At 52.6% G+C, this 25,125-nt stretch carries 23 protein-coding genes; 8 read left to right on the forward strand and 15 right to left on the reverse strand.

Translation table 11 applies throughout. From position 1 onward, the window contains the following. Positions 1-74: 74 nt before the first annotated feature. A complete protein-coding gene (mprF, locus tag KNP84_RS09910) occupies positions 75-2,573 on the forward strand; it encodes a bifunctional lysylphosphatidylglycerol flippase/synthetase MprF (protein ID WP_215114708.1) in 2,499 nt (832 codons plus the stop codon). 43 nt (positions 2,574-2,616) lie between these two features. Here mprF and KNP84_RS09915 read toward each other — a convergent pair whose 3' ends face one another. From KNP84_RS09915 to KNP84_RS09930, 4 genes are all read right to left on the reverse strand, one after another. Then, entirely contained in the window at positions 2,617-5,007 is a 2,391-nt protein-coding gene (locus KNP84_RS09915) for a carbohydrate binding domain-containing protein (RefSeq protein WP_215114709.1), read from the reverse strand. A 191-nt stretch (positions 5,008-5,198) separates the two neighbouring features. Beyond that, positions 5,199-5,771 carry a DUF1349 domain-containing protein gene (locus KNP84_RS09920; RefSeq protein ID WP_215114710.1) on the reverse strand — a complete coding sequence of 191 codons (573 nt, stop codon included), beginning with the start codon at positions 5,769-5,771 and terminating at the stop codon, positions 5,199-5,201. After that, complete coding sequence (locus KNP84_RS09925; RefSeq protein WP_215114711.1) at positions 5,743-6,285, reverse strand: NUDIX hydrolase; 543 nt, start codon at positions 6,283-6,285, stop codon at positions 5,743-5,745. Before KNP84_RS09925 ends, KNP84_RS09920 begins: the two co-directional genes overlap by 29 nt. A 13-nt stretch (positions 6,286-6,298) precedes the next feature. Then, entirely contained in the window at positions 6,299-6,793 is a 495-nt protein-coding gene (locus tag KNP84_RS09930) for an LURP-one-related/scramblase family protein (protein WP_058765217.1), read from the reverse strand. A 103-nt stretch (positions 6,794-6,896) separates the two neighbouring features. On the opposite strand from KNP84_RS09930, the gene KNP84_RS09935 reads away from it, so the two are divergent. Then, on the forward strand, positions 6,897-7,340 hold the full coding sequence (locus KNP84_RS09935) for a hypothetical protein (RefSeq protein ID WP_029596418.1): 444 nt from the start codon (positions 6,897-6,899) through the stop codon (positions 7,338-7,340). A 56-nt stretch (positions 7,341-7,396) separates the two neighbouring features. Here KNP84_RS09935 and KNP84_RS09940 read toward each other — a convergent pair whose 3' ends face one another. From KNP84_RS09940 to KNP84_RS09960, 5 genes are all read right to left on the reverse strand, one after another. After that, positions 7,397-8,764, reverse strand: a complete 1,368-nt coding sequence (locus KNP84_RS09940) for an alkaline phosphatase (protein WP_215114712.1) — start codon at positions 8,762-8,764, stop codon at positions 7,397-7,399. A 174-nt stretch (positions 8,765-8,938) separates the two neighbouring features. Next, the gene (locus KNP84_RS09945) at positions 8,939-9,589 is read right to left on the reverse strand and encodes a FusB/FusC family EF-G-binding protein (protein WP_215114713.1); all 651 of its coding nucleotides are present in this window, start codon (positions 9,587-9,589) and stop codon (positions 8,939-8,941) included. A gap of 132 nt (positions 9,590-9,721) precedes the next feature. Then, positions 9,722-9,988 carry a CD3324 family protein gene (locus KNP84_RS09950; RefSeq protein WP_214801866.1) on the reverse strand — a complete coding sequence of 89 codons (267 nt, stop codon included), beginning with the start codon at positions 9,986-9,988 and terminating at the stop codon, positions 9,722-9,724. A gap of 273 nt (positions 9,989-10,261) precedes the next feature. Then, entirely contained in the window at positions 10,262-13,036 is a 2,775-nt protein-coding gene (locus tag KNP84_RS09955; RefSeq protein ID WP_215114714.1) for a glycoside hydrolase family 3 C-terminal domain-containing protein, read from the reverse strand. Continuing rightward, positions 13,033-14,112 carry an alpha/beta hydrolase gene (locus KNP84_RS09960; RefSeq protein WP_215114715.1) on the reverse strand — a complete coding sequence of 360 codons (1,080 nt, stop codon included), beginning with the start codon at positions 14,110-14,112 and terminating at the stop codon, positions 13,033-13,035. Before KNP84_RS09960 ends, KNP84_RS09955 begins: the two co-directional genes overlap by 4 nt. A gap of 154 nt (positions 14,113-14,266) precedes the next feature. Between KNP84_RS09960 and solA the strand changes: the two genes are divergently transcribed. Beyond that, positions 14,267-15,406: an N-methyl-L-tryptophan oxidase gene (solA, locus tag KNP84_RS09965; RefSeq protein ID WP_215114716.1), complete on the forward strand. Its 1,140-nt coding sequence runs from the start codon at positions 14,267-14,269 to the stop codon at positions 15,404-15,406. A 99-nt stretch (positions 15,407-15,505) separates the two neighbouring features. Beyond that, positions 15,506-16,951: a DEAD/DEAH box helicase gene (locus KNP84_RS09970; RefSeq protein ID WP_214801878.1), complete on the forward strand. Its 1,446-nt coding sequence runs from the start codon at positions 15,506-15,508 to the stop codon at positions 16,949-16,951. A gap of 332 nt (positions 16,952-17,283) precedes the next feature. On the opposite strand, the gene KNP84_RS09975 is transcribed toward KNP84_RS09970, so the two are convergent. Then, entirely contained in the window at positions 17,284-18,477 is a 1,194-nt protein-coding gene (locus KNP84_RS09975; RefSeq protein WP_021067885.1) for a DUF4317 domain-containing protein, read from the reverse strand. Positions 18,478-18,732: 255 nt separating this feature from the next. Here KNP84_RS09975 and KNP84_RS09980 point away from each other — a divergent pair, with 255 nt between their 5' ends. Next, positions 18,733-19,365, forward strand: coding sequence for an HNH endonuclease family protein (locus KNP84_RS09980; protein ID WP_021067884.1), 633 nt, complete (start codon positions 18,733-18,735; stop codon positions 19,363-19,365). Positions 19,366-19,383: 18 nt separating this feature from the next. Then, entirely contained in the window at positions 19,384-19,626 is a 243-nt protein-coding gene (locus tag KNP84_RS09985; RefSeq protein ID WP_021067883.1) for a hypothetical protein, read from the forward strand. A 29-nt stretch (positions 19,627-19,655) separates the two neighbouring features. Here KNP84_RS09985 and KNP84_RS09990 read toward each other — a convergent pair whose 3' ends face one another. After that, positions 19,656-20,129 (reverse strand): peptide-methionine (S)-S-oxide reductase, encoded by a 474-nt coding sequence (locus KNP84_RS09990; protein ID WP_031200405.1) that lies wholly within the window; start codon positions 20,127-20,129, stop codon positions 19,656-19,658. A gap of 84 nt (positions 20,130-20,213) precedes the next feature. On the opposite strand from KNP84_RS09990, the gene KNP84_RS09995 reads away from it, so the two are divergent. Together KNP84_RS09995 and KNP84_RS10000 are read left to right on the forward strand one after the other, a co-directional pair. Further along, a complete protein-coding gene (locus KNP84_RS09995; RefSeq protein WP_215114717.1) occupies positions 20,214-20,477 on the forward strand; it encodes a hypothetical protein in 264 nt (87 codons plus the stop codon). A gap of 53 nt (positions 20,478-20,530) precedes the next feature. Further along, on the forward strand, positions 20,531-20,902 hold the full coding sequence (locus KNP84_RS10000) for a VOC family protein (RefSeq protein WP_215114718.1): 372 nt from the start codon (positions 20,531-20,533) through the stop codon (positions 20,900-20,902). A 49-nt stretch (positions 20,903-20,951) separates the two neighbouring features. Here the strand turns inward: KNP84_RS10000 and KNP84_RS10005 are convergent, their stop codons facing one another. The 4 genes from KNP84_RS10005 to KNP84_RS10020 form a co-directional block, all read right to left on the reverse strand. Beyond that, positions 20,952-21,842 (reverse strand): hypothetical protein, encoded by an 891-nt coding sequence (locus KNP84_RS10005; protein ID WP_251131208.1) that lies wholly within the window; start codon positions 21,840-21,842, stop codon positions 20,952-20,954. A gap of 30 nt (positions 21,843-21,872) precedes the next feature. Further along, complete coding sequence (locus KNP84_RS10010; RefSeq protein ID WP_215114719.1) at positions 21,873-23,324, reverse strand: MBOAT family O-acyltransferase; 1,452 nt, start codon at positions 23,322-23,324, stop codon at positions 21,873-21,875. Between the two features lie 68 nt (positions 23,325-23,392). Next, positions 23,393-24,799 (reverse strand): AMP-binding protein, encoded by a 1,407-nt coding sequence (locus KNP84_RS10015; RefSeq protein ID WP_215114720.1) that lies wholly within the window; start codon positions 24,797-24,799, stop codon positions 23,393-23,395. Beyond that, a complete protein-coding gene (locus KNP84_RS10020) occupies positions 24,799-25,041 on the reverse strand; it encodes an acyl carrier protein (RefSeq protein ID WP_215114721.1) in 243 nt (80 codons plus the stop codon). The genes KNP84_RS10015 and KNP84_RS10020 overlap by 1 nt, the downstream gene beginning before the upstream one ends. Positions 25,042-25,125 lie beyond the last annotated feature (84 nt).

Raw genomic sequence — 25,125 nt, forward strand, 5'->3', positions numbered from 1 at the left:
TATGATTACACGACTCAATTGAGTACACTTTAGCTAATCAAGATTTCGATAGTTTGTCAGAAGGAGCACATACGATGCAAAAGCGATTTTCCTGGAAACAACTGAAATGGTTGCTTCCATTCCTATTGATTGGATTGATTCTTTATCAGAGCGGTCAGGAGCTCCAAAACCTGTCGCTCGCCGCGGCGTTTCAAACGTTAGAGGCGTTGACGGGCTTCGAACAGATTGCCTTGATCGGACTCGGACTCGTCGCCGTTTTGACGATGACCGGATACGACTATTTTCTACTGCGCTCGCTCGACGTCCAGCTCCCGCTCTCGAAGCTGCTTCGCGCGGCATGGATCACTAACGCGATGAACGGCATGATCGGGTTTGGCGGCGTCATCGGCATCGCGCTCCGGACGTCGCTGTATCGACCGTATACGGATACGAAGCGTTTGCTCCGGGCCATCGGTTGGATGACCCCGACGCTCATCAGCGGCTTGTCGCTGCTTGCCGCAGGAGTGCTCATCGGACTTTTCCCGGCCGGCGTGCTCACCGGAACGAAACAATGGATTTGGCCCGTGCTCCTCGCGACACTCGCCGTCCTGCCGCTCTACATATACGTGACGCGGAAACGCTCGAACTTAGATTGGACGACATTGCTCGGCTATATCGCGACGTCGCTCGCCGAATGGGTGACGGCCGGACTCGTCGCCTTGTATGCCCTGCATTTGCTCGGAGGCGAAGCACCGCTCACAGCCATGATGGGTGTCTTCATCGTCGCGACTATCGTCGGGGTCGTCTCGCTCGTCCCGGGTGGTGTCGGTTCGTTTGATCTATTATACCTCGTCGGGATGACCCAGCTCGGCATCGACCAAGAGATTGTTTTGTCTTCTTTGATCGTCTATCGCTTTGTCTACTTCATCGTCCCGTTCATGATCGGCCTGTTCTTGGCGGCTCTCGTCTTCGGGGACCAGGTCGTCAAACAGATCGAGTATAAGCCGATCATCGGGTCGTCTTATGAAATCGGAACCGTCGTCTGGCGCATCGTGTCGCGCACACTCGCCAAGACCGGACGGCTCGCCGGAAGCCTGATCGCATTGATGACGAGCCTCGTCTTGTGGTTCCAGACGCTGTTACCGAGCGTGTCACCGCTCTATTCGACCGCCCTCTGGTTACAGTGGGTTGGCACGCTCGCGCTGTTCACGGCCGGTCTGTTGACGCTACTGACCACGTTCGGGATGTACATTCGGACGAAGCGTGTGCTCTGGCTCGTCGGGGTCGCAGTTTTCATTGCCAGTATCGGTGTCATCGCGCGCGGCTTCAATCTGTTTGAAGCGTTCGTCGTCGGTGGGTTCGCCTTGTTTGTCTGGTTGACCCGGACCCAGCACAAACGCTATCGCTCCATCGTGACCGTCAGCCGCTTCGTCCGCAACGTCGCCTATGTCGGCCTCTATGTCGGTACGCATGCGTTCCTGCTGCAGTCGTTCAGTCAGACCGACACGATTTTCTTCGATCCGGAAGCTGCCGCCGCGTTGAGCATCGCCGCCGTCGTTTTGTCCGGACTGCTGTTGATTGGCATCTTCACGCTGTTCAACCGGTTGAAACGTCCAAAGCTCGGCACGTCGTTTGAACCGTCCCGCTTCGCGGCGTTTCAAGCCACGCATGCGACGACGAGCGCGTTCGACTTGGCCTATATGAACGACAAACTCGTCTATTATGGGCCGGACGACGAGGCGTGTCTCTTGTTCGCCGTATCTGGCAATCACGCCATCGTCCTCGGGGATGTGCAAGGAGCGCGAGACGCCGCGTCACACCTATTGCTCGCCTTTATCGAAGAAACGGACCGGCTCGGCTATATCCCGCTCTTTTATCAAGTCACCCCGGACTGGATGCCGCGCCTGCACGACGCCGGGTTCACATTCTTCAAGCTCGGTGAAGAGGCGACGGTCGATGTTGCCACGTTCTCGCTCACTGGCAAAAAGCGTGCCAACATGCGCTCGCTCCACAACCAATTTACGAAGCGAGGCTATACGGCTGACATCGTCATGAATCCGTCTTCCGAGCTGATTGCGTCATTGCGCGGCATCTCGGAAGACTGGCTCGGTAATCGAAGTGAAAAAGGGTTCTCGCTCGGCTTTTTCAACGAGCAGGCCTTGTCCCACTATCCGGTCGCCCTCCTTCGTGACGAGACGGGACAAGTCGTCGCCTTCATCACGTTGCTTCGCGGCAGTGATACTGTCTCCATCGATTTGATGCGCTCTCACGGTGAGGCCTTGCCCGGATCGATTGAGGTGCTGATTCTGCACGTGATCGAGTGGGCACGGGACAACGATTATGCCCACGTCGGCCTCGGCATGGCACCGCTCGCCTCGGTCGGTGAGCACACATTCGCGTACTGGCCAGAGCGGATTGCGGCCGACATCTTCGAGAACATCAGTTACATCTATCCGTTCAGCGGGCTCCGTCAATTCAAACGAAAGTTCACACCGACGTGGGAAGCCAGATATTTGGCCATCCGCAAGCGTCGGAAACTGCTCCCGTCCTTGCTCAGGACGGCACGGTTGATCAGCCGGAAACGAGAATCTTAAAACGTCAAAGAGCGCCTCGCATGCGAGGCGCTCTTGCTTTCGATTATTTTACGGTCACGCTGACGTTGTCGATCGTCACATCGTGCGCGCCGAGCGGCGAGCCTTCCGTGCGGCCGAGCAAGAATTTCATAGCTGTCATGTCTGTCTGGCCCATGACAAACTCGAACTCATACGTGTTCGTCTCAGGAGTAACTTGGACGATTTCGCTCAAGTAACGCGTGTAGGCTGCGTTCTCGATCGTCACTTCCATGTTGCGGGCTACTGTCGATTTGGCGTCAAAGCGCACGACATAAGTTTGACCTGCATGTAACTCGAGACCACCCTGCTCCATGAGCACGCTCCACGGTTCTTGTCCTTCTTGCGTGATGGACAACTGAGCTGCCTCGTTCACCGCTTCGACCGCCGCTTGAGCGTCAAAGTGGACGTACGAGCCCCAATGCGTCAATCCTTCAGTGAATGAACCGTTCTTGAGAGGTGATGGATCAACATCGACCGGTGTCACATCTAGTAATTGTACATCGTCGAGCGTGATTTCACCTTTAGCCGAACCAAGCACGAATTGAAGTTGGCTCAATAAATCCGTCTCTTGGCCCATCGTGAACGGGATTTCAATTGACTTGAAATCGCGCGTCAACGCCACGTCTTGGAGCGGGAGATACGCTTGTCCGTCCAATCCATTCAAGCCGACTTGAAGCGATTTGATGCGTTCCGACTTCGCGTTGAACCGAAGCACGTACTCACGGCCTTCCGTCAATTGAATGCCGTTTTGGACGAGCGTTGCCGGTTGCCCTTTCTTCGCGTTCGTCACGAACTCGAAGTGACGAGCTTCCTCATCAACTGCGCCTGTGCCTTTCGTTGCGCCTGGGTCAAACTGCCAGTACGTCAAGCGGTCCATTGCCCCTTGATCGAACGTGCCGTTATAGACATGGTTGCCGTCTCCGAGCGCCGGTTTCGTCGCGTTCGGGTCGAGCGCTTCACGCGGTGTCTGTTCGACGCGCACGTTCCCGATTTGAACGCCTGCCGTGCTGAGGCCGACGTTGAACTCGAGGCGTGCCGCGAGGTCCGTGTCTTCTGTCATGTCGAACGTCATCGAGTACGTCTGGACGTCGGTCGTCAAATCGAACGAACCTTCATCCGAATATTTGGCGTAACCACGGTCTGGTCCACCGCCGACTTTGACAGCGATTGAGCGGGCCGAGTCGGCACTCGCATCGAACGACACTTTGTAGTGACCGCCTTTGCCGAGTGACACGTTTTGAATCAATTGGTGCGAGTAAGGCTGACTGCCCGCTTGCGTAATCGAGATATCCGCGAAGCGCGAACCAGCTTGCTCAATCACGTCGATGGATCCAGCTCCACCGAAGTCCGGTAGCGCCACATAGTTCCAATTCACAGGGTCAAGTGCCTGCGAACCGTTTGTCACGGTCGTGATTGGCTCTGTGTAGTCTTGATCGTAGACGAGGTTGCCGTCTTCAGAAGGTTGTTTCGCTCCATCCGGAAGCACGATCGTTTCATCCGTATACACCGGTTCGACTGCTTCACGATAGTCGCGGTTCTTCAAATCGAAGACGCGAACGTAATCGACTTTCATATCAGCCGGGAATGGTGTCGTCGCATCGACGTCTCCATCAAACCAGCCGCCGACGGCCAAGTTCATAATCAAATAGAAGTTTTGATCGAACGGTGCCGGATAGCTATATTTCGTCGCTTGGTTCAACCCTTTCGAGTACCAATCGTTTTGAGTCTGATACAATTTCCCGTCAACATACCAACGCAACTCGCCTGGCTCCCACTCGACCGCATATGTATGCCATTTGTCGATGCCGTCGCCTTCTTCGAAGTGGTAGTCTTTGCCGGTATATTTATTGTTCGGCCAGTTCTCGCCGTAATGAATCGTTCCGGCGACCTTGTCAGGCTGACTGCCCCATGATTCCATGATGTCGATTTCGCCAGACGCGGCCCAGGCGCCGTAACGGTCCTGTTCCGGCAACATCCAGAATGCCGGCCATAGCCCTTTGCCGGTCGGGAGCTTCGCACGCATCTCATAACGGCCGTACGTTTGACTGAACTTACCTTTGGTCGTCAACTTCGCTGACGTGTAATCGTATGACCCAAGTTCGTCTGTCACTTGTTCTTTTTTCGCACGGATGACGAGGTTCCCGTCTTCTACGAAAGCGTTTTCGTTTTTGTCCGTGTAAAATTGCTTCTCATTGTTTCCCCAACCCGGTGTGACCGGCGTACCGTCTTGATCCTTCAACCAGTTCCCCGTATCGAAGTTCCATTTGGTCTGATCGATTTCTGATTTGTTGAACTCATCCGACCAGACGAGCTTCCATTTCGTGTTGTCTTTTTTCTCAGGCTTTTCGGCAGATGCGCCTTGTGCGGCTGACAAGACAAGACCGGTCCCGAGTGCAAGTGCGACCCATTTCTTCATTACATTTCCTCCCTTGGCATGAATGAAGGCAGGGACGACGCAATCGACCTTGCCTCTTTTAGTGACGTACAAATTGAAACCGCTTTCCGAAAGCGCTTTCGTTAATCTTATTATAAATTTTTTCCATGTCTCGATTCAACCATTTTCTTGAAGTGAAATGAAAATGACATAAAAAAGCATCGACCGATGACTCAAGTCGATGCTTCCGTAACGGTCCAATCTGAAATCGTTACTTTGAATCCAGGTGCCTCCGTATCCGGACTGCAAGCGTACGGTCCGACGCGTAACGTCGACACGTCGTGGAGATGAGCAATCCGCAACTGCTCACGCGTACCATCCTCGTATTCGAAGAACACCTCCACATCCCCATCTGTATAGACGAGTTCGAACGTCAACCGTCCGTGAATGTCCTTGTTCGGGAAGTCCCGCGTCGACCAATCCGAATAACCAAAGGATGTGACAACGGCCCCGAGGTGTGACGGTCCGTCCGGGATATATTCAACGGACGTCTTGAGCCAATGGTCGTCGTTAACGTATAGCAGGATTCCTGCCTGGTCATATGTATGGCTCGGCTCCATTTCAATCGTCGCCCGGCACGTGAACCGCTCGGCCGACACGCTCTTCACCAAAGCATGTGCGGTCATCCGGTTGAAGCCGTAATGGGTGTTCCGCCAAAAGTCGGTGTCGGGTGCTGTCTGGAACGTCAGGTGTTCACTTGCATTTACTTCGTCTGGTTCATTGATCCACGTGTACGGCTGCCACATGATTGATTCCTCCCCACTGTCCTCGCATTGCGAACAATAATGGAATCATCCCCTCGTGATACGGGATGAATTCACCTGAACGGATCATGTCGAGAATCGTCGCCTCATCCGCCCACTGCACGGCCTGCACTTCCGATTCCTGAAGCGTCAGGCTATCCAAATCGACTTCTGCATCGACAAGATAGATATCATCGAACCCCTCGTCAAAATTGACCGTCAAATGTGGTCGTGTTTGGGTTAAGTCGAGCTTCAGCCCAATCTCTTCTTCAAGCTCGCGCATCGCCGCCTGTTGGCTCGTATCGCCGACCGTGGCGCTACCACCGACCGTGATGTCCCACATGTTCGCCCAACCGTCTTTGAACGGTTGGCGCTGCTGAATCAACATCTGTCCGTCCTTGTTAAAAATGCAGACGTGGATGACGAGATGATAATCGCCGTTCTCGAGACGGTTGCCCCGCTGCCACGTCCGCCCTGTCTTTTTGCGGTCCACATCATACACATCCCAAAACTCCATCGTTCCATCCCCTTCATGTCGCCGCGCTAGCACCTGCGGCTTGGTCTGACTTCGCACAATCGATGGCGACGACGATTGAGATGAGCATGTGCTCCATCGTCTCGTCCATCACTTGAATCTCGTAACTGTCACCCCATGACAACCATTTCTTTTGGACGCTGCCGATGACTTGGCCGTTCTGCATCACTTGGAAATCCATGTCCCACCAGTTGCCTTGCACATCGATTCCGGCCGCATCAATCGTATAACGCGGTTTGAATAACGTAAACTCTTTCGAAATCGTGACCGTCTCTTGGCCTTCGACGTCGACATAGAACTTCGGCAAGAAACTGAACGTTTTTTTCGTGATTGTCGTAATCTCATGCCCTTCTTTGTCTGAGATCGTGAACGACTTCGGCAGCTTCATGAAGCTCCCTTCGACGAAGTACCGATCGTTCTCATCCGCATCTTTGATCGTGAAACGTCCGCGCAGGCTGAAAACCTTTTGTTTCATGTAGAGCGTGTTCATCGTCATCCCTCCGATTTGGTCGTGATACCATGTATACGAGTATTTACCCAACTATGGTTCAGTTCATTGTATTTTTCTGTGCTGATCGTTGAGAGGAGTTTTTATGAACAGTCAAGTTTCAATCGAAGTAGATCTCGACTCTTTAATTTATGAGACACATATCATCGGCAATATTGCCTTCGTCATCGATGCTTATGCTTATTTCCCGGGACAAGGATGGTCTGATTTCGTCGCCGTCGTCTTGAACTGGTGGATTGCTAATGCCCGCGCCCTCTTATTCGCCCCCTTGCATGAGACATACTCGTTTCAATTCATGGACGGCCCGATCCGGATAGCCACTAAAAAGGTGACCGCCACAGAAGTTGAGCTCACCTTTGTAGAAGATGGTCATGCTAAGACGCCTATGGGGACTGTATCGCTTGAGGAATTGAAAGATGCCCTCATCAAAGCGACACGTCAGTTCATCAATGCCGTGGATCGACTCGGCTGGAGAAACGAGGACGTCGAGACGTTGCGACACGCAATCAAAGTGCTACATACAAGCTAAATCTAACCAAAAAGACGACGCGGCAACTGTCCGCGTCGTCTATAAATCCAATTTTATTATTTGATTTTCCCACGATTTTCTAACAGCTCAAAAATGCGAGCGGCTTGATCCGTGTTATCGATCATGCCCGTGAACTGCTCTTTTTGAGGACCGTACGCATAGACCGGCACATCGTCCCCGGTATGACCGTCCGTCGTCCAACCCGTTCCTGAGCGGACGTCGAAGATTTTTTCAATCGCATTGTCAATCTTCGTCACGTCTTTTGTCTCGGCAGCTTGCTGGACCGATTTGATTTCCGCATCCGTCAAGTCGAGGTCGATCCATTCGTTCAAGACGGCTTCGACATCTTTTCCTGACTCGATTTGTTTCGCCATGAAGTCCGGCGTGCGTTTCGCGGCTTGGATTGGAGCCGCATCCCAGTTATAGTTGCCGTCCGAGCCAATCGAGAAGCCGCCGGTCGAATGGTCCGCCGTGACGATGACCAACGTCTCTCCGTTCTCTTTCGCGAACTCCTCGACTTTCTTGAACGCATTCTCGAAGTCTTTCATCTCACTCATCGCGCCGACAACATCGTTGTCATGACCGGCCCAGTCGATTTGACTGCCTTCGACCATCAAGAAGAATCCATCTTCGTCGTCCTCTAAGCGGTCGAGCGCCGACATCGTCATGTCGGCCAAGCTCGGTTGGCTGTCGTCCCGGTCGATCATCTTATCGAGTCCGACCTCGGCGAACAGACCGAGCACTTGTTGATTGTCGTCCTGCTTCATCTCTTCCGCCGATTTTACATAGCTATATCCATCTTGTTGGAACTGTTTCGCGATATTGCGGTCCGAGCGTTCGAAGAAGTCGGTCCCGCCGCCCAACATGACGTCGATTTTATGTTCCCCATTAATCAACTCATCATAATAATCGTTAGCGATGGCGTTCTCACTCTTGCGCTCTTCTTCGTGGGCACCGTACGAGGCCGGTGTCGCATGCGTGATTTCAGACGTTGCGACGATTCCCGTCGACATGCCGTTCTCTTTCGCCTGCTCGAGGACGGTTTTCACATCCGTCTTATCGTTATCGACTGCGATGGCATTGTTATACGTCTTCACCCCGGCGCTCATCGCCGTGGCCGCTGCCGCTGAGTCCGTCACGTTCTCTTCTTCATCTTCAGGATATGTCGACTGTAATCCGACCAAGTGAGGGTCGAATGCCGTCTGTGGCATATCTGCCCCTTCTGTATCGTTCATATAGCGGAGTGCCGTCGTATATGGCACACCCATCCCGTCACCAATCATAAAGATGACGTTTTTCGCCTTGCCGTTCTTTCCTTCTTTCGCCTGTACTTCGGCCTCGTTTTGTTGCATCCCAATCAACCCACCAAATGCAAGTGTCGACACGACCGCCAATGGAATCACTTTTTTCATCGATTTCTTCATTTCCTTAGTCCCTCCCGAATATGTACTGCGTTTCTAGACTTTTGTAGACTAAAGGAAATTTGTTAAGAAGCTTTTTCAACACCGAGTCAATCCTGTATATGTTTTGTAAAGACAACAAAGTGCGCTTGGTTTTAAGCTCCACAAAAAAGAATCGACGCATGGTCGATTCTCCGTTTACTCTTTCAACGCCGTTTCGACGAACGTCATCAAGGCGTCAAGATTCGTCATGTTCTCGTTGCATGAGGCACTGTCTGTACAAATATACGTCCCAATCGCTTTATAATAGTCAGGATTTTTAGCTTGTTTTGCTTTTGTGATGGTGACACAATACGAGACTTCTGCCAACTGATTACAGAAGGCGCAAATATTTTTCTTCGCATTTGAGCTTGCCTTAAGCTCGATCCCAATCAGCTGATGATTCTTTTCGCAAAGGATATATTTCCGATTGGAACGCAGGTCGTTCCAGCTCATGTAGGACATACGATTCACATTAAGTTCCGCTGCGTCTGGAAGTCTCAGTTTTTTCTGTTTGGGAAACATTTTTTTCACTTGCTGTTCCGACACTTGCGGAAACGACCGGACGTGAGGTCTTAACTCATCTATAAACCCATCATAGGCTTCGTCGGTTTGTAACTTTGATACGTCCAACATGGCAAGCTGAGCTGATGTCGCTTCAGGAAACAGAAAAGCAATTTTGGCATTGGCCAAATCGATGACGGCTTTTAACACGGAAGGTGGTAAGCTTTTCTTTCGACTATCTCGAATCATCTCGACTTGCTCTCGAATGAAATTAAATTGGTGGTTCTCAATAAAACGCTCTTGCATATTCAGTCATCCTTTCTCAATCCTGACTCCCTTCAGTGTAAAGGATTTCGGACGACCCGATTGTACCGACTTTGAATTAGAACTGTTCTATACAAAAACGGTACAGTCGCAAAAAATGCGCTGTACCGCTAGTTACTGTGAAGAGTAGACGATTTTCCGAATGGTCGTGACCGCTAAATGATAGTCAGCGGCCAACTGCTCGACCCGAGTCCCCTTCTCAAAGGATGTTCGAATCGCTTCATTCCGTTTTTCAAGCAGCTGTTTCCCACCACTGACTGTTCCCCAGCGCTTCTTGTCTTGACCGGTCCGTGGGACGTAAAGCGTCTCCCCTTGGACGTATCGTTGAACTTCCTGAAGCAATTTCTCCGGAAGAATCTGTTGCGCATTTACATACTTCATTTCTGCTCGCTCCTTATTAAGAATCCGACAATAAGGAAGCAAAGCCATCGTTGTCACACGATTTAGCGATCAAATGAAACGTTCTGCCCCATGCAAATGATCGCCTTTGTGACAACTGGCTTTGCATGAGTGATTGAAGACTTAGAAAATCTCAAACGATTTTCCACGTATATGCGCCCCCCTTTCCAATCACAAGATGTTGACTCCATTATACAAAATAGCACGTGATGTGTGAAAGGCGGCCAGCCGTATACAATGAAGCAATCAAGTTCATCAGCCGTTTTTCATGCTGAACGAGTCCGCGAGCGTAAACGTGATGTCTTTCACGTCGAGACCGCCGAGTGCGAAATAGAGTTGCAAGTAGTTATGTTGATTCAGGAAGAATACTTGCTTCGTCTGCGTCACCCATTCGCCGTCCGTTCCGTTGAACGTGAACGTCGGGCCCGGGATGTTGTTGGCGAACAACGTCACCGGCATCTGGGCAAGTTCGCCCGCGTCCGATTTCGCCGTGATCGTCACGTCGTACGTGCCTGTCTCATCGACCGAGACGGCAAAGACGTGCGTGTTTCCCGTCGATGTGTCCGCATCACTCAAGCTGACGGCCTCACCGCTCTCCAGGTGGCAATACATCACATCAAAGTCGATAGCCTGTCCGGCTTCCTCGTCGAGCCCGATCACGTCGACCGAACCGTCGTGGACACCGACGAGACGTTCCATCGCCGGTGACTGCAAGACGAAACGACAGATGTTCGCCGCACTACGGAGCAGTTCACCGCGCGTGAGCGACCCGGCCGCGAGCGCCGCGCCCGTGTTATCGTCGAACGAGTTCGTGTCCGGACGGTCGACGACCATATACAAGTCGTTCTGCGACTGGACCATCGCCGCCGTGTTCTGACGGTTCGCCGGCTCGTTTTCATGGTGATTCACTTTCGCCCACCAGTCGGTCATGACGATACCGTCAAAGCCCCACTCGTCGCGGAGGACGCGTGTGTTCTGATCATAAAGCCCGGCCGTCCAGACGCCGTTGACGGCGCCGTACGTCGTCATGATTGACTTCGCCTTGCCTTCTTTGACGGCCATCTCGAACCCTTTCAAGTAAATCTCGCGTAGCGCCCGCTCCGAGACGATTGAATCGATATCGTGACGGTGCGCCTCTTGGTTATTGGCGCTGAAGTGTTTGAGCGTTCCCGTCACGCCGACGCGATGCATCCCGTTCAATTGAGCGATCGCCATCTTGCCGGTCACGTGCGGGTCTTCCGAGAAGTACTCGAAGTTCCGGCCGTTCAGCGGGTTGCGGTGGATGTTCATCCCAGGTCCGAGGAGCGTATCGACGCGATTCTTGCGCATCTCGAGCCCCGTCATCTCGAACAAGTCTTCCACCAATTGAACGTTGAACGTCGACGCGAGGAGTGTCCCGTTCGGAAGCGCGAACGCCTTCGTCCCGATGTCCATCCGGATGCCGGACGGGCCGTCCGCACAGCATGCGGCCGGGATACCGAGGTCGGTCAAACGGTCCGACACGCCACCGAACGCGGCGGCTGTCCCCGGTGTCACGCGCGGCGAGTTCATGCCTTGTCCCCGGACGATGCAGGCGAGATCCTCATCCGTCAATTGATCGAGGAACGTATCGAGTTCGGCTTTGCCCGCGTAAACATCCGTCAGTTTTAAGCCGTTGTCACCAGCGTAGTCACGCGTGATTGGACGTTCGGCGAGGTAACGTGCCTCGACATCGACCGCACGGAGCGGCGTCGGCACGTACTCGACCAAATAACCGTTCTCGCCGACGACCGGTTTGATGCGGTCGAACGGAGTGACGGGAGCCATGTTCTCGCTGAGTGTCTCGACGACTTGTTGAGAATCCACTTCATACGTGAACACCGGTCGTGCCGAGCGCACGTCGGTCCCGAGGTGAAGCTCGTATGTGCCGGCCTCGAGAACGAAGCTTGACGCGTGCCCAGTCGCGCCGTTGTCGTCATAGCTCGCGAAGTCCGTGACCGGGACGCTGAGTGTGAGCGTCGTCCGTTCCCCCGGTGCGAGTCTGTCCGTCTTATCGAAAGCGACGAGCGAACGCGCTGGATTCCCTAGCGCGCCTTGTGGCTTTTCGACGTACAGCTGGACAACTTCTTTTCCTTCAACAGCGCCTGTGTTCGTCACATCAACGGTCACCGTGATCACGCCGTCCTGTTCGCTCGCCGTCGCGACGTCGGTCGTGAACGTCGTATACGACAAGCCGAACCCGAACGGATAGAGCACTGAATCCTTAGCGAACGTCTCGAAATAGCGGTAGCCAACGTAGATGTCTTCTTGATAGATGCCCTTGTCCGCATGACCGAAATTTTTCGTCGATGGGTAGTCCTCAATCGATTTGGCAATCGTATCGGTCAGCTTACCAGATGGTGTGACGACACCCGTCAAGACGTCGACGAGTCCAGTGCCACCTTCCATTCCGCCTTGCCACGTATAAAGAATCGCGCTCGGTTGGTGCGCCCAATCCATGTCGATGATATTGCCGACGTTCAAGACGACAGCCGTCTTCGTGAATGTTTTTGATACCTTCTCAATCAGCGACTGCTCGATGTCCGTCAACAAATAGCTACCCGGGTCGGCCGTGTTATCCCGGTCCTCACCGGCCGTGCGTCCGATGAAGATGAGCGCCAAATCAGAAGCCTCGGCCGCTTCCGCGACGAGCTCGTCCGTCACTTCCATCTCCGGCTGCGACCACGGTTCGCCGGCCCAACCGACACCTTGGTCGAACGGATTCGCCTCGACCCATGTCTCATACGTCTTAAGAAGCGATGCGTTCAATTGAATCCCTTCGGTCGCCTGGAGCGCCTCGAGCGGACTCGTCACATGCGAGACGTTGACCATTCCGCCTGACCCCGTGCCGCTCTTGTAGTAGTTGAATTGACTGCGTCCGAACACAGAAACGGTCGTCCCTGCTTGAATCGGAAGCGTCGCGTGCTCGTTCTTCAAGAGGACGGCCCCTTCTGCGACGGCTGTCCGCGCCAGTTGTTTATATGTATCCCAGTTCAATGTGTAAGTCTTCATCGTGTCATCTCCTTCATTCCATTTGCGATTTCAATCATGCAGTCTTCGGCTTGCGGGTAGTCGCCGAGCTTATCCATAAAAGCGTGGTCCATCCCGCGGTATTGAATCAGTCGCGTCGGTACGCCGTCGCGTGCGAGTTTACGCGCGTACGCCTCGCCTTCGAGACGAAGGTAATCGTATTCGGCCGTGATGATCAAAGCGGGCGGTAAGCCGTTCACATCATCCGCGAACAACGGCGACACGAGCGGGTCGGTCAGCTCGGCCTTGCCTTGTAAATAGATTTGGTTCAACAAGTCTTCTGAATCTCCGAGCGCCATGACGACGCCACGGATTAAGTCGTGATGATGCTTGATTTCATAGCGGTCGAGCGTCCATTCGTAATCGTCTGTCGGAATCGATCCTAAATTGACGACCGGATAAATGAGCGCCTGGAAACGAATCATGTTCGTCTCATTCGATCGGTCGAGTAAGCAACAAGCGGTCGCCAAGTTGCCGCCGGCACTGTCGCCGGCGACCGCGATGTCGTCTCGTGACACCCCGAGCTCATCGGCACGCTCGTGCACCCATTCGAGCGCTCGGTAACAGTCGTTCAGTCCGGCTGGAAACGGATGCTCCGGCGCGAGCCGGTAATCGACCGAGACGACGAGGGCGTTCGCTTTCTCCGCCAGTAACTTACACGGGTTCTCGACCGTATCGAGCGTCCCTCCGAAGAAGCCACCGCCGTGAAAGAACAGAATGGCCGGTAACGTCTCTTCCGTGCGCGGTCGATACAGGCGCGCCGGGATGTCACCGTCAGCGCTCGGAATCATAACGTGGTCTGTCGTGATGTCCATCGTCGTCACGTCACGGTTGGGCCAACCCATGCTGGCACGGGCAGACGCCAAGTCGAATGACGTTTCCGGCTCGGATGCGGCATAGCCTTTGATGACGGCTAACACCCGTGGATCGAGGTCTCCGGTCACATCAGTGTCTGGGATAGGTTTGATGATGGTCTCGACACCGTCTATTGTGTAGGCTTGTCGAGCTGTCTCAAGCTTTGCTACCAATACACGATACGTCTCACGTGGATTCAACATGATATGTAGTCCCCTTTTCATAGGCAAAATTGACACGTAGATTCAATTCCCTGATTCCTTACTGTTTCGCCCTACTCAACAAGAAAAAATTGACAATTATCCAGCTTTTCCATACCATTCTACTAATACTCCAGTAGAAAGGATCGATGTCCATATGTCACAACCAGTACGATATGACGTCGCTGTCATCGGCGCCGGCACGATGGGCATGTCAGCTGCCTCGTTTTTAACGGAACGCGGTGCCCACACGCTCGTCATCGATGCGTTCGACCCGCCTCATAACAAAGGCAGCCATCACGGGGACACCCGGATGATCCGCCATGCCTACGGGGAAGGTCGTGCGTATGTCTCACTCGTCAAACGGGCCCAAAAATTATGGGAAGATCTCGACCGTACGTCGCAGTATCCGATTTTCAAGAAAACGGGTGTCCTCGGTATCGGGCCACGCGATTCGGCGTTTCTCGATGAGACGATTGCCTCGGCCGAAAAGTATAACTTGCCGCTCCAGCTTTTGTCTAAACGAGACATCGAGACACGTTGGCCCGGACTCTCGATTCCAGACGACTATATCGGTTGTTATGAGACCGAGTCGGGACTGCTCTACAGCGAGAATGCGATTCGAGCGTATCGCGAACGGGCCTCCGCAAATGGCGCCGAGCTCGTGATGAACACGCCCGTCAAGTCGCTTTCCTTCAATTCGGACGGGGTCACCCTCGTCACGTCCGAGGCGACGTTTTACGCTAAGAAAGTGATTGTCACAGTCGGAGCCTGGGCGAAACAACTGCTCCCCGACCTATCGCTCCCGCTTCAACCGACCCGGAAAGTCGTCGGCTGGTTCGACGCGGACGAGACACTTTATTCGGATGCGACGTTCCCGTCGTTCTTCGTCGAGGACAGTGACCGGATGTTCTATGGATTTCCAAGTCTTGACGGGGCTGGACTCAAAGTCGGACGGACTGACGGCGGTCAGGCCATCGACCCGAACCTACATACACAAGACTTCGGTCGCTATGAAGCCGACGAGGGCGATTTGCGTCACTTCCTCGCGACGTATATGCCAGAAGCGAACGGCCACTTGAATCAAGGCAAAACGTGCCTGTACACGATGTCAGATGATCATGATTTCATCGTCGATGTTCATCCCGAGCATCCCAATGTTCTCATCGCCTGTGGCTTCTCCGGTCACGGTTTCAAGTTCGGCAGTGTCATAGGCGAAGTGTTGAGCCAACTCACGCTAGACGGACAGACACCGTTCGATTTGAGCGGCTTTCGTCTTGACCGTTTTCGTGCATGAACGACGAACCGCTTCGTTTCGTGTATAATGAAGCGTAATCCAAATTGCTAATGAAAATTTCTCGAATAGAAGTTTCTTACACGAAAAAGAGGTAAACCTATGAATCAACCACGCTTTTCAGACTATCGCCTGAGCGAAGACATCCAACGCGCGCTCGGCATCATGAAATACGAATCACCGACCGAAGTCCAACAGAAAGTCATCCCGCTCGCCCTTGAGCGCCAAGACTTGGTCGTCAAAGCCCAAACCGGTAGCGGGAAGACCGCAGCGTTCGGCATCCCGGTCACGGAACTCATCGAATGGGAAGAGAACAAGCCACAAGTGCTGATTCTCACACCGACGCGCGAACTTGCCGTCCAAGTCCGTGAGGATATGACAAACATCGGTCGTTTCAAACGCATCAAGGCGACCGCCGTCTACGGGAAAGAACCGTTCTCGAAGCAACGTGAAGAATTGAAGCAGAAGACGCACATCGTCGTCGGGACACCGGGACGCGTCATGGACCACATCGAACGTGAGACACTCGTTCTCGATAAAATCGATTACTTGATTATCGATGAGGCCGACGAGATGTTGAACCGTGGCTTCCTCGCTGACGTCGAGGCGATCCTCCAAGAATTGCCACGCGACCGTGTGACGATGGTGTTCTCGGCGACGTTCCCAAACGATATCGAGCGCCTGTGCCAGAAACACATGAACGAACCAATCCGTGTCGCCATAGAATCGAGCGGTGTCACCGCTTCGACGATCGAACACGGCCTGATTGAAGTGCGCCGCGAAGACAAGCTCGCCGTGCTGAAAGATGTGACGGTCGTCGAGAATCCGGACAGCTGCCTCATCTTCTGTCGGACGAAAGAACATGTCGACACGGTGTACACCGAGCTCGACCAGGCCGGTTACTCGTGCGAACGCCTCCACGGTGGCCTCGAGCAAGAAGACCGTTTCGCCGTCATGGAAGGGTTCAAGATGGGCAACTTCCGTTATCTCGTCGCGACCGACGTCGCAGCACGTGGAATCGACGTCGATAACGTCAACCTCGTCATCAACTATGACGTGCCGATGGAAAAAGAGAGCTACGTGCACCGGACCGGACGCACAGGCCGTGCCGGCAACGCCGGAAAAGCGATCACGCTCGCGACGCCGCATGAAGGCAAGTTCGTTCGCGCCATCGAAGCGTTCATCAAGTTCGATATCCCGGAGATGGATGCACCGACTGAAAGAGAAGTCGCGCGCAACCAAGCCGCATTCGAAGAGAAGTTGAGCGGTCGACGTGTCGTTCGCAACAACAAGACGGCCCGGATCAACCAAGACATCATGAAGCTTCACTTCAGCGGTGGGAAGAAGAAAAAACTCCGCGCCGTCGACTTCGTCGGTACAATCGCCAAAATTCCTGGCGTGTCGGCTGACGATATCGGCATCATCACGATCAACGACCAGATGACGTACGTCGACATTTTGAACGGCAAAGGCTCACTCGTCCTTCAGGCGATGGAATCGACACCGATTAAAGGTAAAAAGCTAAAAGTTAGTAAAGCCCATAAATAAACAATCCAGGTTTCGGAGAGGAAGATCTCTCCGGGCCTTTTTTGTGTTTAACCAACATTACCGAAAGCGCTTTCGGTGAACTTTAAAAAAAATAAGACCTATCGAGAGAACGCTTTCAAGAGCATCATACCGATAACCGTTCCGAAATTCAACTATCCTCACGTGATTGACAAAAAAAGGCTCAGACGATTGTCTGAACCTCAGTCTTCCAAATGAAGAAAATCAACCTTGTCCTCTCGAGTCGAACGATGTCTCGACAGGAGGACAGCAAGGGCGGTCATCCGCTCAACGATTTCTAACGGGTGAACCCGCTCGCCTCCGTCCGCTTAGCGTCAGTCGAGCAGCTCTTCCGAGATCAACTTGAATCCTTCGATTTCCGTGTCTTCTTCTAGTTCAATCAACAGGCAACGTTTCCCTTTCACGTTCACTTGTCTCACGTACTTCAAGTCTTGCGGGCTGATCGAGATATTGGCGACTTTCGTATTGATTTTAATCGACTTCGACGTGTATTTTGGGACGACGCTGCTCGCCTTCATCTCATATTGGCGGTCGTCGACGACTTGTTGGAACGCCTGCTCGACCTTCTCCGTCGTCACGTCCTCGACCCCGCTCGCTTTCAACACGATTTCGACGGTGCGGGCGTCAATCATCGGCACGCTCTCTTCCTCGTCCTCACGCTCCGCTTCGGCGAGGATCATTTGGTTGATTTCATCGTAAACGGTAGCGAGCGTCCCGACGTTCACTTCTTCACCGATGACGGTCTTGACGACCTCCTCGAACATCGCCTTCTCCTCGACCGCCGTCACGATCTCGGTCCCGTTCAAGACGTTCTCGATAAAGCCAAAGTCTGGTTGATGCGCCTTTTGCGCGGCATACAAGATATGGTTGACGTCGGCGGCGTTGTCCGTGAAGCACGGGAACATAAACCCACCAATCGGGGCATCGAGCTTGATGACGGGATTGATGAAGATATTCGACTTGAACTCCCGCTCGATATAGTCGAACACGAGCGACTGTTTCGGGAGCTCGGTCTGGTTGATGCTACATAGGATGAATCGTGACGTCCACACCTCGTCGCGCATATCGATTTCTGTCTCCTCAGAATGACGACGTGTCGGCTTATTGTATTTGAAGCGAATGAACGTGACGACCATATCTTTCTCAAACGGTGCCTCCTGGACCATCTTGAGCGCGATCCGCTGCATCATACCGGCCCACTCTTCGATCTCGTCGGTCCGAAGCGCCTCATACAACAACGTCTGCGTATGGTCGGTCTGGCCCGGCTCCGGATGTTGAAACTTCACTTCGAATAGCTTCTCGTCGATTTTGCCGCCGAGCACTTTCTTGAAGTTGGCGAGAAACAGCTCTTGGTGCTCCTGCTCGACAAACGGGAACGAGCGTAACTCCTCGTAAAAAATCTCGTTGCTGTCTTGGCGAATATAAATATTATAAATGTCAGCGATTTTGACCGCTTCCGCATTCAACTTGAAATGCTTGCGGATTGCCGCGATGTCTTTTTGATTCATTCATCCCAACTCCTTCGTCCTTTACTACAAACCGCCTTCATTATACCAATAGTTGGTGCCTGCGCGTATGCCGGTAGTGCTAAAGCCGGGACGTCTGATGTCATGTATCATGTCCCTGACCTCAACTTTTATAATCTTTGGATTCATTTTTTGTAAATTTGCGTATTTCTCACTTCCTTGCCATGTATAGTCGATGTGCATCGTGCGTTTACGATGCGCGTCGTTCAGTCGTCATACATAATAGGAGGCACAAACATGCTTAAAAAATGCATCAGTTCGTTATTCGCCATCATCTTGGTCGCCACGTCGCTCCACTTCACGACGCCGACCGCCTCGGCACTCCCGCCCAATATTCCATCGAAATCGAGTGCGCTCACGAAGTTGAACGCGTTGACCGTTAAAACTGAAGGAACGATGACCGGCTATAGCCGTGACTTGTTCCCGCATTGGAGCGGACAAGGGAACGGCTGCGACACGCGTCAAGTCGTCTTGAAACGCGACGCCGATTCGTACGTCGGTGACTGTCCGGTCACGTCGGGCTCGTGGTACAGTTACTATGACGGCATCACGTTCACGTCACCGTCTGATCTCGATATCGACCACGTCGTACCGTTGGCCGAAGCGTGGCGTTCAGGTGCCAACAGCTGGACGACGACGAAACGTCAAAGCTTCGCCAACGATTTGACCGGACCACAGCTGATTGCCGTCTCGGCCAGCTCGAACCGTTCAAAAGGGGACCAAGACCCGTCGACATGGCAACCGACACGCACCGGTGCACGTTGCGCTTATGCGAAGATGTGGGTCGAGACGAAGAGCCGCTGGGGTCTCAGCCTCCAATCTACAGAAAAGACGGCCCTTCAAACGGCCATCAATGCTTGCGTCTATTGATTTAGAAAGGAGTCTACGATGAACCAGCAATCTTCAGTATTTAAAGCCACTCACGGCGTCATGACCGAGGAAGTCGGCGTCATCAGTGGAGATCTTGAATTACGGACGACATGCCAGGAAGACGGCACGCTCGAGCTCGCCATCACGTACGTCGGTGCGGCCGAGTGGTACACATTGCCCGGGAAAGACTACAAACTGCATGACGTGCGCGACCACGAGGTCGTGCATCGCTTGCTCGTGAACGTCCTCGAGCGGGCATAACAAATGAGCCGACACGGCATCGTGTCGGCTCATTGTTTGTACTTCTCTAATAATGTCTTCGGGATATGGCAGTAATCGTCCGGACATCGCTCAAGCCGGTCTTGATGCTCATCCGCGCTTCGGACGTAGTTCGTGAGCGGCAATACCTCGACCGCGATTCGGTCCGCATCGCTTCGGTTGTCAATCAATGTGCGTGCGACTTCCAAATGGCGTGGGTCTGCACTATAGACGCCGGTCCGATACTTTTCGCCGACATCTTCGCCTTGGCGATTGACGCTATACGGATCGATGATTTCAAATAAGTAATTCATCAACTCCTTCATCGTGACGATGCTCGGATCGAACGTCGTTTTGACGCATTCGGCGTAGCCGTCATATGCTCCGTCAAGCGTATCCGTCGCTCCGTTCGCCCGTCCGGCCTCTGTTTCGATGACACCGGGTAACGTCTTGATGAACGCTTGGACGCCCCAGAGGCAGCCACCTGCTAAATAAACGGTTTCGATCAGTCTCACTCCTTGTCTGTCAGGTTTAGGCAATTCTAGTTATACTATCGTTATACATGATTATATCCAAAAAGGAGCACCATTTTGAAAACAATCAGACTCGCTCTTCTTCTATCCGCAGCACTCCATGTGATTTATGTTGTCGCCACGTTCGGAATCGGCTTCATCCGCACACTCAACTATACACCCGACATCATCGCCGAGGCGGATAACGTCACCATGCTTCAAAACGAGGTGACCCTCGGGACGACTGGGTCGCCATTGATCTACGTCTTCACATGGATTGGTCTTGCCATCGTCCTAGCGATTGGGATGCTGACGGTTCAACGGATTCGCCAAACGCGTTAACCAAGAATACATTCGCTACACGGTCACAGATGCCACTTTAGGAGGGATGTCGTTTGAATCTCATTCAGCAAATCAGACAAATCTACGTACCGGTGCACGACTTGGATCGCGCGGTACGTTTCTATCGGGACACGCTTCAACTTCCGCTCTTATTCCAAACAGGCAGCCTCGCCTTTTTAGAATGCAGAGGTGTACGGCTCATGCTGTCGCGTCCCGAGAATGAAGATTTTGCAAAAGCGAGCTCCGTGCTATATCTCCAAGTGAACAACATCACTGAGGCGTATGAACAGCTTTTGGCGAAAGATGTTCAGTTTATCGACCAGCCGCACCTCGTCGCGAAAATGGAGAACCTCGAGACATGGATGGCTTTTTTCAAAGACTCCGAGGGTAACACGCATGCGTTGATGAACGAGATTGTTTCGTAATAGGAGCAATACGAAAAAGGAAATCTACGCTGCTGTAGATTTCCTTTTCTTATAGATAGCCAAGTCGTTTCAAATCCTCATAGACGAGAGAAGATAGGAGCGTTCTCCCCTTCCCGTTCAAATGGTCTGGATTGTGAAAGTACTCGCGCTGATGGATGAACCGTTCGTCATCCATATAGTTTAAGAACGGGACGTCCAACTCGAGCGCGGCCAGATGTTGATAAACGAGTCGGTCCATGACCGCTTGATCAAAATAGGCGTTGTAGGATGCGTGGACCGGCTCCATCGCCAACACGACGCGATAGTCTTTCGCCTGACAATACTCGATGATGTCTTTCAATCGTTCCATATTCTGCTCGATGTCACGATTTTCCACAGCCTGTTTATACTGCGCTTCGACCATCTCGTATTTTCGTTCCGAATAATTCTGGCCATTGTTCACCCACGGTTTATGAGACTCCCATCTGAAATCGCGAATTTCTCGCGACAGCGCCGTATACACGCTCCCACTGTTCAATGCAGGAATCGACGTGTACGTATAATAATCAAACGTACTGACCGGTTCGATGTCTTCCCGGTCCAACACCTGATAATAGTTTTCTTTCCGGCCAATCTCCGCATTACTAAACGTGATTTGCGAGAGCGAGACGATGACGACCCCACCCGGACGCAGATGATCATCATACTGCTTCAACATCTTCAAGTCGTATTCAATCGTTTGGCTCGGCAACGCTAAATCGAGATGCGACAGACCGAGCGGTTTGAACGCATAGCCGAACATCGCGTGCGATGTCCCCAAGTTGATAATGTCTAGCTCGGACGGGTCATCTTGGAACGCCAACACACCGCGGTTGTTATTGTACGCCCACGACTGTTTGACAAAGTCGTTGAGCGGAATCAATAAGAGCGCAACGATAATCAACACCACTGAAATTTTCATCCATACACTTCTCATAGCCATTCCTTTCACTTAGAACCCACCATAAATGAACCCTTCACTCGACACGCCGAACACCAAGACCGACACAATCACGAACAGTTGAATTGCCACGTTCGTGAGAGCCGAACGCTCGGCCAGCCAGTCCCAAGCCGAACCTTTCGTCCGTTCGATATACTGAAACACCTGAACGGTCGTAAAGAAGAAGAGGAACACGAGTAAATCGAGTAACGAAAATAATTCAAGTGCCTGCAGCATGTCGACCGGTGCCCATGACGAAGGTGTCACATACAACTGGGCATGGTGAAACGCTTGGGCGACCGAGTCAGATACGAAAAAGACGCGGGAGAAACAAACCAACTGGAACGTGACCGCAATCTTCAGCCATTTATGAAGCTCGGGCGTCCGGTCCAATCGAACGAAGGACGCCATCTGTTCCCGCTGATGTTTCGTCGCATCCCCGAACACGCGGTACATGCCATGAATCAGACCCCATAAGACGAAACTCCAGGCGGCCCCGTGCCAGATGCCGCTCACCAAGAACGTGATGACGATAGCGACATAGATTTGATGTCGTTTCTTTTTCCCTTTGCAGAGCGGGATAAAGATATAATCCCGGAGCCACGTCGACAGCGAGATGTGCCATCGGTTCCAAAAGTCGGCAATTGATACCGCGAAATGAGGCTGTCGGAAGTTCTCCGTCAACTTGATGCCAAATAGTCTCGCTGTCCCGATGGCGATATCGCTGCAGGCTGAAAAGTCGGCATACAATTGAAGCGAGAACAGCATCGTCCCGAGCACGATTTCGGAGCCGGTCGGGTCTGGCTGACTGAACACGCTCGCGACCATCGGCGCCAACCGGTCGGCGATGAGCGTCTTCTTGAAGAAGCCCCAGGCAATCCGCTTCATTCCATAACTGACATGCTCATAGTCGAACCGTTGTTCCGCTTTGAATTGAGGTAGCAACTTCTTGGCCCGCTCGATCGGTCCCGCCACGAGCTGCGGGAAGAAAGCGAAGTAAATCGAGAAATAGCCGTAATGGCGCTCGGCCTTCAGCTTCCCTCGATACAAATCAACGAGATAACTGATGGCCTGGAACGTATAAAACGATATCGCCAGCGGCAAGACGACATCTCGATACGGGATGTCATAGTTCCACCCCATCGATGTCGCCACCGTGCGCAACGAGTCGTTCACGAAGTTAAAATATTTGAACCAGCCGAGGAACAATACCAGCGTGGAGACACCAATCATCATGAGGCGTTTCTTCTGTCGCTTCTCGTCTTGTCGTTCAATCAGGATTCCCGTGACGAACGTAAAGGCTGTACTCACGAGCAACAACGGGATGAACTGGATACTGAGCGTCGCATAAAACAAATAACTGGCCGCCAGTAACAATACCCAGCGGAAGCGATGCGGCACCACATAATATACCGCCACTAAAATGGCGAGAAACAGTAAAAACTCGATTGAAATAAACGTCATATCTTCACCTGATTATTCTAAACTTATACAGCTTTCAACAAAGGCTTCACTTGCACCCGCTTATTGGTTCAGGTGGTGACGAGCTCTCGTTTCGGTAATGCGGCATACAGAATTTTTCCAGATTCGTTCCGGGGAATGGCATCGATTTGTAGAATCGTGACCCCTCTTGTATGCATCATGTCCTTGATGACTTGTTTGATGGCGGGACGGTCATCGTGCAACGTGTACACGTACAGCTCATCATCCGTCCCTGTACAGACACACTCATGTCCGTGTGCTCGTAACAGGTCCTCCACTTCATCGAGGCTAATCCGGTTCCCATGCATCTTAATCATCCGCTTGATGCGGCCGACGATAAAGAAATAGCCGTCTTCATCCATATACGCCAAATCACCCGTCTGCAGGACGCCCTCGTTCTCATCTCCGCTCGCGAGATCGGATAACGCCTCGGCATACCCGAGCGACACGTTTACTCCCTGATACATCAACTCTCCGACGATGTTAGGCGCAGTGATCAGTTCACCTGTTTCCTTGCGAAGCGTCAATTCACCGCCTGGGATGGCGATACCGATGCTACCCGCCTTCTCCCGATTCTGGTCAGGAGGCAAATACGACATGCGGGCCGTCGCTTCCGTTTGACCGTACATCGTGAAAAACTGAATCCCTTTTCGTTCGCAGATGTCGGTAAACGCACTCGCTAAATCCGGACTCAATTTTCCTCCGGCTTGCGTCAGTTTCGTCAAACTCGGTAGCTGCATCGTCTCGAACTTGAGCCGGTGCAGCATCTCGTAGACGAACGGCACACCACCGAACGTCGTCACGTGCTGGTCGCGGCATAACTGCCAAAATTCCTTCTGCATGACGGACGCTTCCGTCACCACGATGGTCGCCCCGGACACGAGGTGGCTGTTGATAATCGATAGGCCGTACGAATAGTTCATCGGCAACGTCGTGATTGGACGGTCGTCTTCATTGATATTTAAGTACGACACGATCGATGCTGCGTTGTGGAACAGGTTGTCGTAGCTGAGCCGTACCAGCTTCGGACTGCCCGTACTGCCGGACGTCGTCAACAGGAGCGCGAGCTCGTCATGCAGTTCATGCTCAATCACATGAGGACACTCAAATAGCGCATAGTCTCCATACTCGTAAGTCGTGTCCATCTCCTGCGTTAATTGATTATGCTCCCGATTCGCCCAAATGTGCGTCGGTCGGTAGCGGTCAATTAAGTTCTGCAGCTGTTCCGAATGAATCGCTGCATCCAACAGGAGTGGCACGATGCGTCCGCGCAGGAACCCGACGTAGCCGAAGAGTGACTCTTTATTGTTGGCACACAAACAAAAGACGAGCGTTCGATCACCGACCTCACGCGCAATCGCGTCGGCCGCCTCAATCATCTCTTCGTAGGAATACGCACGATCCGCATAAATGGCGGTGCGTTCTCCATACTGACCAATCGTATCGAAGCGTTTCATTAACCGAAGTCCACACCTAAGCGTTTCAATAAGTCGATGCCAGACTGATACGTGTTGAAATCTGTGATCACATCGGAATCGAGATCGACTTCAAAAGCGTCCTCGAGCTCCGCAATCAATGTCATATGACCGATCGAATCCCACTCTTTCGTGACACCGAGCTTCATTTCTTCGAATGACGCGTCTGGCTCGACATCGAGTCCGTTGATAAAAGCTGTTTTATATAATTTGATATTGTTCATTGGATTAAATTCTCCCATTTCTTATTGATAATGATAATCATTTGCCATGTGATTTTATCACATCGGTTTTTTGACGGCAATACG

Source organism: Exiguobacterium sp. s70 (genome assembly GCF_018618315.1).
GTDB lineage: Bacteria > Bacillota > Bacilli > Exiguobacteriales > Exiguobacteriaceae > Exiguobacterium > Exiguobacterium chiriqhucha.